The sequence below is a fragment of the Paraburkholderia sp. HD33-4 genome (assembly GCF_021390635.1).
GTDB lineage: Bacteria > Pseudomonadota > Gammaproteobacteria > Burkholderiales > Burkholderiaceae > Paraburkholderia.
The window spans coordinates 1,246,720-1,260,384 of the sequence record NZ_JAJEJS010000002.1; the positions used below are offsets into that span (position 1 = coordinate 1,246,720).

The 13,665-nt window shown below is 62.3% G+C and carries 12 protein-coding genes; 10 read left to right on the top strand and 2 right to left on the bottom strand.

Annotation, left to right across the window (positions count from 1 at the left end; genetic code table 11):
* Window positions 1-177: 177 nt before the first annotated feature.
* Window positions 178-1,407 carry a CaiB/BaiF CoA transferase family protein gene (locus L0U84_RS25530; protein WP_233853795.1) on the bottom strand — a complete coding sequence of 410 codons (1,230 nt, stop codon included), beginning with the start codon at window positions 1,405-1,407 and terminating at the stop codon, window positions 178-180.
* Window positions 1,408-1,864: 457 nt separating this feature from the next.
* Here L0U84_RS25530 and L0U84_RS25535 point away from each other — a divergent pair, with 457 nt between their 5' ends.
* From L0U84_RS25535 to L0U84_RS25560, 6 genes are all read left to right on the top strand, one after another.
* A complete protein-coding gene (locus L0U84_RS25535) occupies window positions 1,865-3,085 on the top strand; it encodes an acyl-CoA dehydrogenase family protein (RefSeq protein ID WP_233853798.1) in 1,221 nt (406 codons plus the stop codon).
* Between the two features lie 10 nt (window positions 3,086-3,095).
* Entirely contained in the window at window positions 3,096-5,249 is a 2,154-nt protein-coding gene (locus L0U84_RS25540; RefSeq protein WP_233853799.1) for an acetate--CoA ligase family protein, read from the top strand.
* A 25-nt stretch (window positions 5,250-5,274) separates the two neighbouring features.
* On the top strand, window positions 5,275-6,024 hold the full coding sequence (locus tag L0U84_RS25545) for an electron transfer flavoprotein subunit beta/FixA family protein (protein ID WP_233853800.1): 750 nt from the start codon (window positions 5,275-5,277) through the stop codon (window positions 6,022-6,024).
* Between the two features lie 17 nt (window positions 6,025-6,041).
* Entirely contained in the window at window positions 6,042-6,767 is a 726-nt protein-coding gene (locus L0U84_RS25550; RefSeq protein ID WP_233853802.1) for an electron transfer flavoprotein subunit alpha/FixB family protein, read from the top strand.
* Between the two features lie 188 nt (window positions 6,768-6,955).
* Complete coding sequence (locus L0U84_RS25555; protein WP_233853804.1) at window positions 6,956-7,123, top strand: hypothetical protein; 168 nt, start codon at window positions 6,956-6,958, stop codon at window positions 7,121-7,123.
* Window positions 7,124-7,194: 71 nt separating this feature from the next.
* Entirely contained in the window at window positions 7,195-8,403 is a 1,209-nt protein-coding gene (locus L0U84_RS25560; protein WP_233853806.1) for an ABC transporter substrate-binding protein, read from the top strand.
* An 80-nt stretch (window positions 8,404-8,483) separates the two neighbouring features.
* Here L0U84_RS25560 and L0U84_RS25565 read toward each other — a convergent pair whose 3' ends face one another.
* Window positions 8,484-9,038, bottom strand: coding sequence for a carboxymuconolactone decarboxylase family protein (locus tag L0U84_RS25565; RefSeq protein WP_233853810.1), 555 nt, complete (start codon window positions 9,036-9,038; stop codon window positions 8,484-8,486).
* Window positions 9,039-9,498: 460 nt separating this feature from the next.
* On the opposite strand from L0U84_RS25565, the gene L0U84_RS25570 reads away from it, so the two are divergent.
* The 4 genes from L0U84_RS25570 to L0U84_RS25585 all read left to right on the top strand — a co-directional run bounded on the left by L0U84_RS25570 (window position 9,499) and on the right by L0U84_RS25585 (window position 13,663).
* Window positions 9,499-9,915 (top strand): Zn-ribbon domain-containing OB-fold protein, encoded by a 417-nt coding sequence (locus tag L0U84_RS25570; protein ID WP_233853811.1) that lies wholly within the window; start codon window positions 9,499-9,501, stop codon window positions 9,913-9,915.
* A 10-nt stretch (window positions 9,916-9,925) separates the two neighbouring features.
* Complete coding sequence (locus L0U84_RS25575; RefSeq protein ID WP_233853813.1) at window positions 9,926-11,104, top strand: thiolase C-terminal domain-containing protein; 1,179 nt, start codon at window positions 9,926-9,928, stop codon at window positions 11,102-11,104.
* An 81-nt stretch (window positions 11,105-11,185) separates the two neighbouring features.
* Window positions 11,186-12,391 (top strand): 3-oxoadipyl-CoA thiolase, encoded by a 1,206-nt coding sequence (gene pcaF / locus L0U84_RS25580; RefSeq protein ID WP_233853815.1) that lies wholly within the window; start codon window positions 11,186-11,188, stop codon window positions 12,389-12,391.
* 126 nt (window positions 12,392-12,517) lie between these two features.
* Entirely contained in the window at window positions 12,518-13,663 is a 1,146-nt protein-coding gene (locus tag L0U84_RS25585) for a Re/Si-specific NAD(P)(+) transhydrogenase subunit alpha (protein ID WP_233853818.1), read from the top strand.
* Window positions 13,664-13,665 lie beyond the last annotated feature (2 nt).

Here is a 13,665-nt window from a genome sequence, read left to right on the forward strand (position 1 = left end):
ATGTCTCCTCCGTTTGACTCGATAGGTGTTCTGTGACGGGTGCGGTATCAAGGCAAGTCGTATGCCATCCGACACCTTGTTTTCAGCGTTGGACTTCGACCGCAAAGCCTGTTTGCTCCACGGCCACTGTGTGCGTTGCAAGGACACATCCCTCATCGGTGGCGCGCGGGATGCAGACTAGACCACCCCCTCGTCGCGCAAGCGCTGAAACTCGTCGGCCGGCATGTCGAGCCACGTGCTCAGCACGCTCTCGCTGTCCTCACCGAGTCGTGGCGGCGCCTTGCGGTAGGTGTGCGCATTGCCGTCCACGTGAATGCCGAGTCCCACCTGAGGGATCGGCGTCTCACCACGCTCGATCGCGTAGAAGAAGCCGCGCCCGCGCAACTGCTCATCGCCCGCGACCTCGTCGAGCCGGTTGATCGGGCCGGCCGGAATGCGCGCTTCGCGGAACACCTCCAGCCAGTAGTCGCGCTCGCGCGTGCCGATGACCGACTGGATCTTCGCGACGATCTCCTCGCGCAGACCCCGCCTCGCACTGTTGCTCGCGTAGCACGCCTGCTGCGCGACCTGCGGTTCGCCCAGCGCGCGCCAGAACCGGCTCCAGATGCCGTCGTTGCCCAGACCAATGGTGAGCGGCGCATCGGCGGCCTGGAACACCTGATAGACGGCGATCACACTGTCGCGCCCGCCCGAGCGGCGCGGCACTTCGCCCGAGCCGAGATACGGCACGAGGCGCGGGGTCATGAAGCGCGTCATGCTCTCGATCATCGAGACGTCGATGCAGTGTGCGCGCCCCGTGCGGTTGCGGTCGATCAGCGCGGCGAGCACGGCGAGCGCCGCATCGGTGCCCGCGAGCAGGTCCGCGGCGGGTGTGCCGACTTTCTGTGGCGCGCCGTCGGCCTCGCCGGTGAGATCCATCACGCCGCTGTAGCCCTCGGCGATCAGGTCGTAGCACGGCATCTCGCTGCGCGCGCCTTCGAGCCCGAAGCCGGAAATGGAGGCATGCACGAGGCGTTCGTTGACGGACTTCAGGCTCGCGAAATCGATGCCGAGCTTGCGCTGTACCGCAGCGGTCTTGTTGACCACCACCACATCGGCGCACGCCACCATGCGGCGCAGCACCTCCAGACCCTCGGGTTTGCCGTAGTCAAGCGTGAGGCTGTGCTTGTTGCGGTTGATGCTCAGGAACCACAGCGATTCGCCGTCGAGGAACGGCGGCCCCCAGGCGCGCACGTCATCGCCCTGGCCGGGTGATTCGATCTTCACGACCGTGGCGCCGAGATCGGCGAGCAGCAAGGTGGTGTAGGGGCCGGAGACGGAGGTGGTCAGGTCGAGCACGCGCACACCATCGAGCAGGTTCAGCGTGGCGCCTTCGCGGGCAGGAGGCAGACGGTCTTGATCGGTCATGGTCATTGGCATTGTGGGTTCGCTTGGCAGCCTGTCAGGGCAAGTCCTATGCCACGCCGTGCCAACGACGTCTCAGCCACTGAACGGCGGCGTTGCATCGGTCCCGCGGTGATGCTGCGGCTCTCGCTAAGCCGTGCGTCGATCGCCCACATCCAACTCCGCGCGCCGATCGGTCAACGTCATACGGGGCGCACACGACTTGGGGTGAGGTCGTGTATGCGCTGAAGACATTCGATCGATTCATTCGTCTTCCAAACAGACATCTCGCGTGCCGACGCGCCGGGTGTTCAAGGGCTCGGACAAGAAACGACAAGCCTTCGTGAGCGCTTCCATTCGCTCCGTGCCTGATGGCATGCATGTTGCAAATCAATGGCCGCACACGGCGCTGTGGGCATGCATCAGATGCAGTCGCACAGCGCTTCCGAAAACGGCAAAGGAGGAAGTGGTGGATCCAGCAATGTCCGAGGAGATCGAAGCGGTACGCGACATGGTCAAGCGTTTCATGCAGACCGAAGTGGTGCCGGTGATGGAAGGCTACGAGCAGCGTCGCGAGTTCCCGCGCGAGCTGATCAGGAAGGCGGGTGCGGCAGGCCTGTACGGGGCGGTGTTTCCGGAATCGGTGGGCGGCAGCAACATGGGGTATCTCGCTGCCGCGGTGATCCAGGAGGAGATGTGCCGCATCGACGTGCGCTTTGCCTCATGCAACAACCAGCAGGGCTCGACCTGTCCGAGTTGCATCTATTTCGGCGGCACGGCCGGGCAGATCCAGAAGTACGTACCGAATCTGCTGGCGGGGGTGACGATCGGCATGATGTCGCTGACCGAGTCGGGTGGCGGCTCGGACGCGGCGGGCAACATGCAGACGTTCGCGCGGCGCGACGGCGACGTATACCGCATCACCGGGCAGAAGATGTGGGCGTCGATCGCCAACGAGACGGATGTCGGCGTGCTGTTCGCGAAGACAGACCGGGCTGCGGGCGCCAAGGGGGTGACCGCGTTCATCGTGCAGCCGAAGAAGTATCCGGGGTGGACGGCAACGCCGATCGACACGATGGGGCTGTCCAACGCGCTGCGCACGAACGTCGTGTACCTGGACGAATTCGTGGTGCCGGTGGAAGACCGTCTGGGCGAGGAGGGCGAGGGCTTCAAGATCATCATGCGCACGCTGCAGCCGGGGCGTGTGGGGGTGGCGGCCAAGGCGCTGGGGGTGGCGCGCGCGTGCTTCGAGGATGCGGTTCGCTACGCCAACGAGCGCACGTTGCGCGGCCAGCCGATCGGCCGGTTCCAGATGATCCAGTCGGACATCGCGGAGATGGCGGTGGCGATCGAGGCGAGCCGGGCGCTGGTGTACAAGGCGGCGATCGCGATGGACGAGAGCGAGCCGTCGAACCGGCTGGCGGCGATCGCGAAGTACCACGCGTCGCAGACGGCGAAGCTGTGCGCGGACAAGGCGGTGCAGATTTTTGGTGGCTATGGTCTGGCGAAGGAATACCGGGTGTCGTGGTACCGGGCCTATGCGGACATGTTCTTCACGGGCGAGGGCTCGGCGAACGTGCAGAAGATCCTGATCGCGGAAGACGCACTGGGCTACAAGCTGGCGGACCGTCATCACGGCAGGACGGGGTTGCGCGACATCCGCAAGGACGACGTTGCGAAAGAACTGAACGCGGCCAGATAAGGAAAAGCTCATGTCCCAAGAACTGATTGACGACCTTAAACCATCCAACGCAACCACGGCGGAAAGCCCGTTACACACTCGAGACATGAACGACAAGAACTGGTTCGACAAGCTGATTCAGCCGCGCAGCGTGGCGATCGTCGGTGCTTCTCCGCAGCGCGGAAGTCCGCGCAACACGATGGTTCGGGTGTTGCTCAAGCACGGGTTTGCCGGCAACGTCTACCCCGTCAGCCCAAGTCACCAGGAAGTGGAAGGCCTGAAGGCCTATCCATCCGTAGCGGTACTCCCCGAGGTACCTGATGTCGCACTCGTGATTACGCCCGCGCAAACGGTGCCTGGCGTGATTGCGGAATGCGGTGCCAAAGGAATTCGCACCGCCATCGTGTTCAGCTCGGGCTTTGAGGAAACCGAAGGCGGCAAGGAACACGCGCGTCTTCTGGCTGAGGCGGCCCGCGAGCACAACGTGGCCGTGCTGGGCGCGAATTGCCAGGGGGTATGGTCAGTGCGTCACCGGAGCATGCTGACGTTCAGTCCCGCAGCGCTCGGGCAAGAGTCGCTCAAGCATGCGCCAATCGCCGTCGTGAGCCAGAGCGGCGCGCTGGCGGGCGCAATCGGCAACTATTTGCAAAACAACGGGGTGGGCTGCTCGTACATCATCAGCGTCGGCAACGAGACGTGCCTCGATGCGCTCGATGTTTTGGCGAGCCTCATCGAGCAGGATGACGTGCGCGTGGTGGCCTTGTATATCGAAGGCCTCGAAGACGCGGGCCGGATTTTAAGGATCGCCGAGCGCGCGCGCGAACGAGACGTGCAGATCGTTGCGCTGAAGGCCGGACGTTCGGCTGTCGGGCAACAGGCAACGGCTTCGCACACCGGCAAGATCGCGTCCTCGCATGCCGTCTATGCCGATGTCTTCGAGCAAGCCGGTGTCATCGCCGTGGACAGCCTGATCGAGGCGTTGGCGGCTGTCGAAGTGTTGGCCTACCTGCCGCATCCGCGTGTGAGCGGCGACCCGAAGGGCGGTGCCTCTGTGATGAGCTCATCGGGCGGTGCGGGCGCATTGCTTGCGGATCACAGCAGCGAATACGGAATTCCGATGGCCGAGTTCAGTCCAGACACTGCAATCCGCCTGGAGCAGGTTCTTCCGGAATTCGCGCGCAAGGCAAACCCTGTCGACCTGACCGGGCAGATCAACAGTATGCCGAATCTGTTCAAGGATACCTGCGAGGCTATCGAGGCGGATCCGAGAACCGAAGCAATGATCGTGCAGTTCGCCAGCAGCGGCCGTCGGTATCTGGAGCAGAACGGCGAGGTGTTCAAGGCAGTCGCCGCAAAAGTACCGTTGGCAGTGAGCTTTATCGGCGAATTGCCCGATCTGGAGACGCGGCAAGGGTTGCGGGAAGCTGGCGTGCTCATCACGCCCGACCCTTCACAGGCGATGAGCGCTTTGGCGCTGCTCTACGAGCGCAAGCGTATGCACGAACTGCCGAAGTCACCGGTTCGGGAGCCATTGCCACAACGTGCGGCGCCGCGAGACTGGGCGGACACGATGCGTTATTGCGAAGAAAGCGGGATAACACCTGCAAAGTGGATCGTGCTTGGCCCGGATGAAACGGCAGCAAAAGCATGTGCGCATTTGTCGTATCCGCTCGTCGTGAAGGTGCTGCCATCCGAATGCGAGCACAAAACGGAGATGGGTCTCGTCCGCTTGCGCGTGCGCTCGGCGGATGAGGTCGACGCGATCGCGGCGGAATTTCGCGGACGTCTCGACAAGCCGAACATGGCGGTACTCGTGCAGGAGATGCTCGGCGATGGAGTCGAGATCGTTCTGTCGTGCCTTCGTCAGACTGATTTCGGTCCGGTCATCTCGATCGGCTCCGGCGGTGTAGCTGTCGAACTGTATCGAGACGTGGCACACCTTGCGCTGCCCGTGTCGGCAGACCAGGTGCTGGCAGCGCTGCGCAGGCTCAAGCTGTGGACGTTGCTGGAGGGATTCCGCGGCAAACCAGCTGCCGACGTAGATGCGCTGGTGCAGGCCGCAGTGCGATTCGGCGACATGTTCCTGGCCACGCCGGACGTGCTCGAGTTCGAGATCAACCCGGTCATCGTCAAGCCAGCCGGTCAAGGTCTCGGTGCGGTCGACGCACTGGTGACGACACGCTAACCCAATCTGTTATCGAGGAATGGAAATGAAGATCCTGGTGCCCGTCAAAAGAGTAGTCGACGCCAATATCAAGGTCACCGTCAAATCCGACAACAGCGGTGTAGATATCGGCAACGTCAAGATGTCGATGAACCCGTTCGACGAAATCGCGGTGGAGGCGGCAGTCCGGCTCAAGGAATCGGGCGTCGCGACGGAAGTGATCGCCGTATCCTGCGGAGTCACGCAATGTCAGGAAACGCTTCGAACGGCGCTGGCCATCGGCGCGGATCGCGCGATCCTCGTCGAAAGCAACGACGAGTTGCAGCCCCTTGCGATCGCCAAGTTGCTGAAGGCGCTCGTCGACAAGGAACAGCCGCAACTGATCATTCTCGGCAAGCAGGCTATAGACGACGATTCGAATCAGACAGGCCAGATGCTCGCCGCGCTCGCTGATCTGCCGCAGGCCACCTACGCTTCGCAGATAACGGTCGCCGACGGACGAGTCACCGTCGCACGGGAAGTCGATGGCGGTTCGGAAACGCTCAGGATGCCGCTTCCCGCGGTGATCACCACGGATCTGCGCCTGAATGAGCCGCGCTACGTGACGCTGCCGAACATCATGAAGGCGAAGAAGAAGCCGCTGGAGACCGTCGCCCCCAACACGCTCGGGGTGGATGTCACGCCGCGTCTGAAGACCCTCAAGGTGACGGAACCGCCCAAGCGCAGCGCGGGCGTGAAAGTGCCTGATGTGAGAGCGCTCGTCGACAAGCTCAGGAACGAAGCAAAGGTGATCTGACCAGCCAGGGGAGCGCCGTGACCATTCTCGTCATTGCAGAGCACGACAACGCCGCCCTTGGTCGGTCAACGCACGCAACCGTGGGCGCGGCGGCGTTGATCGCCACGTTCGCGGGGCTCGATGTGCACGTGCTCGTTGCCGGACACGATGCGAAGGCCGCCGCCGAAGCGGCGACGCGCATCGCGGGCGTCTCGAAGGTCATCTTTGTCGATGTTCCGCTGCAGGTCCCGGACATGGCGGAGGTACATGCAATGACGGTCGAACGGATTGCACGAGGCTATTCATGGATACTCGCTCCCGCGACCCGGAACGGATCGCGGCTTGCATCGAGCGTGGCGGCAACACTCGGCGTCGCGTGGATCAGCGATGTGACGGGGATCCTGAGCGCCGGGACTTTCGAGCGAGCGGCGGCTGTGCATCGCGCGTCGAAGACCCAGCAATCGTGCGACGTAATCAACGTGATCACGGTGAAGGTGGATGCCTTCGACGCGGCAGCTTCAGAGGGGGGCGGTGCAATGCTCGAGAAGATGTCTGCGCAAAAGACGCGACGGTCGCTAGATGCGCCGAACGACGCGATGCGACGTGCGAAATATGGGACAGGCTGCATAGAGGAGCGGCGCTCGACCAGATTCAGCCAGGGGACGACTTTCAAAGCCCTGTCCGACAAGCTCGAAACGGCGATAGGTGCATCGCGAGCCTTTCACGAGCGGCTGAGGCTCAAACGGTATTCGTGCGTGGATTGAGGTCCGAGCCGTTATATCAATTGATGCACTAGCTCATACACCAGCGGGAGAGACTGATCATGCGACCCGAGAGACAGTCACTGCGGAGTGCGGTCGACAAATGGATGAGACCCGACGCGCGAGCACGCATTCAGGTGCGGCGGGTTCGCCGAGCTACGCGGACGGCTTGCAATTGCGTGCGAGTGGACATGTCGTGTCGTGAAGGTTTGCTTTCCCTTGCGTTCTTTCTTCACGACGACGGCTGCTGGCAAGTCTATCCGCCCGCCGTCAAACGGCCGGTCATGGGCGTCGCGCTGGACGATCAGACGACTTCGACGGAAACCGGGTTCGAGCAGGCGCTCGTGTGTGAAGTTTGAGACGGACCCAACTGAGGTGCCGGTTGCGGTCAGAACGTAGACAACAGTATAAAAACATCGGAGATCGGAAAATGAAGTCAGCCATCTTAACCAGCTTCCTGTGCGGCGCGTCGATTTTGTCTCCGCTTGCCGTCGCTGACTCGCCAGACGATCCCGTGAAGATCGGTGTCATCGTTGACATGTCGGGCGTCTACTCGGGTATCGGAGGACCTGGTGGCGTGGCGGCCGTCAATCTCGCCGTGAAAGACTTCGGCGGTAAGGTATTAGGACGGCCGATCCAGGTGCTATCGGCGGATTATCAGAACAAGGTCGATGTGACAGCCAGTCGGGCTCGCGAATGGTACGACAGGGATAACGTCTCAATGGTGATCGAGTCGACCGATTCTGCGTCGGCGCTCGCATTGCAGAGACTCGGAGCAGAAAAGAAGAAGATCACCATTTTTGCGGGCTCGGCCACCACCGAACTCACCGGCAAACAATGCTCGCCCTATGGCGTGCACTATGTCTATGACACTTACGCGCTGGCGAATGGCACCGCACGCGCAATCGCCGCTGAAGGCGGAAAAAGCTGGTATTTCATCACGGCCGACTACGCATTCGGCCATTCTCTTGAAGCTCAGGCAACGAAGGTCGTGCTTTCGATGGGTGGAAAAGTGGACGGAAGCGTGAGCCATCCTTTGTCGGCTTCGGACTTCGCATCGTTCCTGATGCAGGCCCAAGCGTCGAAAGCCCAGGTAATCGGACTGGCCGACGCGGGGCGGGATACGCAAAACGCCATTCGCCAGGCAGCGGAGTTTGGCATGGCAAACGGCAAGCAGATCGTTGCGCCGCTGCTGATCTTCGACAGCGATTTGAAGGGCATCGGGTTGAAGACCGCGCAGGGCCTTCAATTCACAACGGCGTTCTACTGGGACTACGACAACGACACGCGGGCGTTCGCGAAGAAATACTACGCAGTGACCAACAAGATGCCGACAATGGTCCAGGCAGGCATGTACTCCGCCGTGATTCATTACCTTGAGGCGGTGCAGGCGGCACAATCGACCGACAGCGACAAAGTCATGGCCAGGCTGCGCGCCACGCCCATTCATGACTTCTTCGCCAAAGACGGTCGAATCCTCGCGAATGGTCTTATGGTGCATGACATGTATCTAGCGGAGGCAAAAAAGCCATCGGAATCGAAGAGTGAGTGGGATCTCCTGAAGATTCGATCGGTCATTCCGAAGGACACGGCATTCGAACCGCTTGAGCAAAGCGGTTGCCCGTTAGCCGCGCATTGACGTCTACGCGATTAAAGTGAATAGCGATCGGAAGTAGGGCCACGCGCTGCCAGCAGTGCGGCCCCCGCCTTGCCTGAACGCTATTTGCTTTCGCGGAAAGCTGCATAAAGGTTGACGTAGCCGCGCTCCACACGCCGCCTGGCATGCCTCGCAGCGGATTCGCGCGACAGAGGGGTGAACCCATAGCCTTGCACCAGTCGCTGCATGAAAGCGGCGCGTGCGGTGATCGCAATCGCGTCGTGTAGCGCGTGCTCGCTCCAGTCAGCTGCGAGTACTGCGTCCGCGTCCGCTTCACACAACTCGCCGGGCGTGAGTATCAGCTTGCGCACGAACGCGAGCAGGGCCTTCAGCCGCTCATCGATGGGCGCGTCGTTGAGGTCTTCGAGCAGCCGTGCGATGAGACCTTGTTCGATGCCCCATGCGTACGCAACCTCGGAGTGCGCCACATACACGAATTCGCATCCACCCACTCCCGCCGCGTAGGCGAGGATCAGCTCCCGTTCGGCTTGACTCAACGGAGACGGTCCGTTCATCAGGACTTCGCTCATCTTTGACCAGGCGCTGTACAGATCCGGATATTGAGTGAAGACGTTGGGGGGCCCCGCATCAGCGGAAAGCGATTTGAAGAACGGCATAAAGACTCCTTCGCAACTGTTCGATTTGCGTCACCGGGCGCGCGTGACCTCGGTATTTCGATGCAGGAGGCGTGCCAGCGCGGATGCCGGGGCATCGCATCGCATGCTCCGGTCGAGGCTGCGGGTGATGGCCGCATCAGGTCATGCAGGGAACTGTACGTCGGAAAGACAACGCATGTCGAAGGAGAAGACATCGGCGCAACGCGCATGCTGGCGAGCCCGGGGCGGGCGCGCCTACGGCCATGAGCTAACGGAGCAGCGAGGCATTGATGCAGGCTCTTCTGCGCGGGTGGATCGCGGAGCACCGAGACGCCTGCTTCGATTGGCACAGGTGTTGCATTTAGGTCCGGTTAAGTTCGCTTGAACGCCTCGATCGCGAGATCACCGCAAGGCTCGTGTTTCGGGCGTACATCGGCGGCAACAAACATTATGACGGGTCCAATGCAACGGAGAAAACTTGATGGAAGCCGCTACACCTCTGCCTTTACCTGTTCCGAATGCCGACTCTCTGCCTTACTGGAACGCCGCGCGCGAACGGCGGCTTTTGATTCGCCAATGCACCCATTGTCAGGCGCTGCATTTCATGCCGAGACATCTGTGCCCCGTATGTTGGTCGGATCGGCTTGAATGGGTTGAAAGCAAAGGCACGGGCACTGTGCATAGTTTCACGATCATCCGTCGCGCACCGATCGCCGCGTTTGCCGCGCAAACGCCCTATGTGATCGCATTGATCGAACTCGACGAGGGGCCGCGCATGATGGCGAACGTCATCGGCGACGACGCACTGTCGGTTCGCATTGGCGATCGCGTTGGCGTGACCTTCGAGGATCGTGGCGACGGCGCCTTGATCCCGCAGTTCAATCGAATCCACGCATGAGGCCAGTCAGATGAAACCAGCGGCATCACTCAAAAACAAGGTTGCCATTGTCGGCGTCGGCGAATCGGAAATCGGCAAGGTTCCCCATATGTCCGGGCTCGGCCTCAATGCTCAAGCAGCCAAACGCGCGCTCGACGACGCTGGCCTGAAGGTGTCGGACATCGACGGCGTACTCACTGCCTACTCGTTTACCGAACCGTATTTCATGCTCGGCTCAGTGATCTGTGAATACCTGGGTCTGAAGCCCCGCTTCAACGCATCGCTGATCGCGGGCGGGGCGAGCCCCGCCGTGATGCTCAAGCACGCGGCCGAGGCCATCGTATCGGGACAGGCGGAGACCATCCTCGTATGCGCTGGCGAAAACCGCGCCACGGGTCAAACGCGTGACGCCGCCGTGGCTTCGCTAATGGCCGTGGGTCATCCGTACTTCGAGCAGCCTTATGGCACATCGATTCCCGGCTTCTACGCAATGATCGCGCAGCGTCACATGCATGTGTATGGCACTACGCGGGAGCAACTCGCGCAGGTCGCCGTGAACACGCGCGCGCACGCGCTCCTGCATCCCAATGCTCACATGAAGACGCCGTTGACGGCGGAACAGGTGCTGACGGCGAAACCGATCGCCGACCCGCTCGGCATGCTGGACTGCTGTCTCATCTCGGATGCGGGCGGCGCGTTCATCGTGACTTCCGCGGAGCGCGCCGCCGATCTGGCGAGCAAGCCTGTCTATCTGCAGGGCATCGGCGAGCATCACACGCACGAGCACCTGATGTGCGCGCCGAGTCTCACCGAGTTCGGCGCAATGGAATCCGGACGGATTGCCTATCAAATGGCGGGACTCGGACCGGGCGATATCGATCTGGCCGAACTGTACGACTGTTTCACGATCGTGCCCATTATCGAACTGGAGGAACTCGGCTTTTGCGAGGCCGGCGCTGGCGGCGCGTTCTTTGCCGAAGGACATGCCCGCATTAACGGAAAGCTGCCGGTCAACACGCACGGCGGAATGCTCTCTCATGCCCACGCGGGCGCGGCGGGCGGCCTCTTTGGAATCGTCGAGGCCGTGCGGCAACTGCGTGGCGGGTTCGGGCCGCGTCAGGTCGAGGGCGCGGAAGTCGCGCTCGTCCATAACGAGGGTGGCATTCTCTCTTCCCACTGCACGGTCATCCTGGCGAAGGATAAAGGCTGAGTTCCGGGACGTCGCCCCCTTCGCCCAACACTGCCAAGCCACCAACTTCAGAAGACACTTGCTCATCCACGAATCGAGATCATGACGATAGAAGCCTATATTTGCGACGCTATTCGCACACCGTTTGGACGCTACGGCGGCGCACTTTCCGGAATACGCGCTGACGATCTCGGCGCGATACCGCTGAAGGCGCTGAAGGAGCGCAATCCCAACGTCGATTGGGCTGCCGTCGCGGACGTGATTTATGGATGCGCGAATCAGGCAGGCGAAGACAACCGCAATGTGGCGCGCATGGCGAGCCTGCTGGCTGGATTGCCGCTGGAAGTGCCGGGTTCGACGGTGAATCGGCTGTGCGGATCGGGTCTCGACGCGCTCGGCAGCGCCGCGCGGGCCATCAAGTCAGGCGAGGCGGCCTTGATGATCGCCGGCGGAGTCGAGAGTATGAGCCGGGCACCGTTCGTGATGCCAAAAGCCGAATCGGCATTCAGCCGCGCAAGCGCCGTGTACGACACGACGATCGGCTGGCGTTTCGTCAACCGCCTGATGAAAGAGCAATACGGCGTCGACTCAATGCCCGAGACCGCCGAAAACGTGGCGACCGTTTACGGCATCGAGCGGCAGGCGCAGGACCGGATGGCGTTGGCGTCGCAGGAAAGGGCGCTGGCAGCACAAAAGAGAGGATTTTTCGATGCTGAGATCATTCCCGTCACCATCTCGCAGAAGAAGGGCGATCCTGTTGTCGTCTCACGGGATGAGCATCCGCGGGAGACTTCGCTCGAAGCGCTCGCGAAGCTGAAGGGCGTGGTGAAGCCCGACGGAACGGTGACAGCTGGCAATGCGAGCGGTGTCAACGACGGCGCCTGTGCGCTGCTGTTGGCCGACGAAGCCGCGGCCTCACGTCATGGGCTGTCGCCGCGCGCCCGCGTGGTTGCGATGGCGACTGCAGGCGTGGCGCCTCGCGTGATGGGCATCGGGCCCGCGCCTGCAACTGAGAAGGTGCTCGCGCTTGCAGGGCTGACGCTGGATCGAATGGATGTCATCGAGTTGAACGAAGCCTTTGCGGCACAGGGCCTCGCGGTTCTGCGCGCGTTAGGGCTGCAGGACGACGACCCCCGCGTCAACCCGAACGGCGGAGCCATTGCGTTGGGCCATCCGCTTGGCGCTTCGGGTGCACGACTCGTTACGACAGCCATCAACCAGCTCCACGTGGGCGGAGGACGGTTCGCGTTGTGCACCATGTGCATCGGGGTTGGACAAGGAATCGCGGTCGTGCTCGAGCGAGTCTGAGCCGCTTCGCAACAATTTTTCGCCTCATTAACCCGCAAGCTCTGCCAGCGTGAATGTAATCGCGGCGTCCAGCCGCGCACATGCTTCGCGCTGCTTCGAGTATTTGCAACTACAGGAGTCGCGCGCATGAACATCGGCGTGCCAGTCGAAACCATCCCAGGCGAAACACGCGTCGCCGTTACGCCGGAGACGGCCAAAAAGCTTTGTGCCCAGGGCCATGTCGTCCGTGTCGCGTCCGGCGCGGGCGTGGCAGCGAGCGCAACGGACGACGCCTATCGCGCGGTGGGCGCGGAACTCACGGATCAGGCAGGCGCGCTGTCTTGTGACCTCGTGTTGAAGGTGCGCGCGCCGGGCCGGCAAGAGCTTGCGAGCATGCGAGCCGGCGCCGTTCTGGTCGGGATGCTGGATCCGTTCGATACCCACGGCGCACAACGGCTGGCGGCAGCCGGCGTGACGGCGTTCGCGCTGGAAGCGGCACCGCGCACGACGCGTGCGCAAAGTCTGGATGTCCTCTCGTCTCAAGCCAACATCGCAGGCTATAAAGCGGTACTGCTCGCGGCCAGTCTCTATCCGCGCTTCATGCCGATGTTGATGACCGCAGCGGGCACGGTGAAGGCAGCGCGCGTGCTGATTCTTGGCGCAGGCGTCGCGGGGCTACAGGCGATCGCAACCGCAAAGCGTCTCGGTGCCGTAATCGAAGCGTCTGACGTGCGCCCGGCTGTGAAAGAGCAGATCGAGTCGCTCGGGGCGAAGTTTCTGGATGTGCCTTACGAAACCGACGAAGAGCGCGACGCGGCGGCAGGGGTTGGCGGTTACGCACGCCCCATGCCGCCAGGGTGGCTGCAGCGACAGGCGGCCCTTGTGCATGAACGTGCGAAGCAGGCGGACATCGTCATCACGACCGCGCTGATTCCCGGACCGGCCGCGCCCACACTGATCTCCGCCGACACCGTGCAAGCCATGAAGCCGGGCTCCGTGCTGGTCGATCTCGCAGCCGGACGCGGTCCCGAGCAGGACGGGCGGCGTGGCGGCAATTGTCCGTTGACAGAGCCGGACCAGATCGTGAACAGACACGGCGTGACGATCGTCGGCCATACGAACCTGCCTTCGATGGTCGCCGCCGATGCATCATCGCTCTACGCGCGCAACGTACTCGATTTCCTCAAGCTGATTTTGACGAAAGAGGGGGCGCTTGCAATCGACACGAGCGACGACATCGTGGCCGCGACACTGCTCACGCGCGACGGCTCACTGATGCGCGAGGCGGCATGATC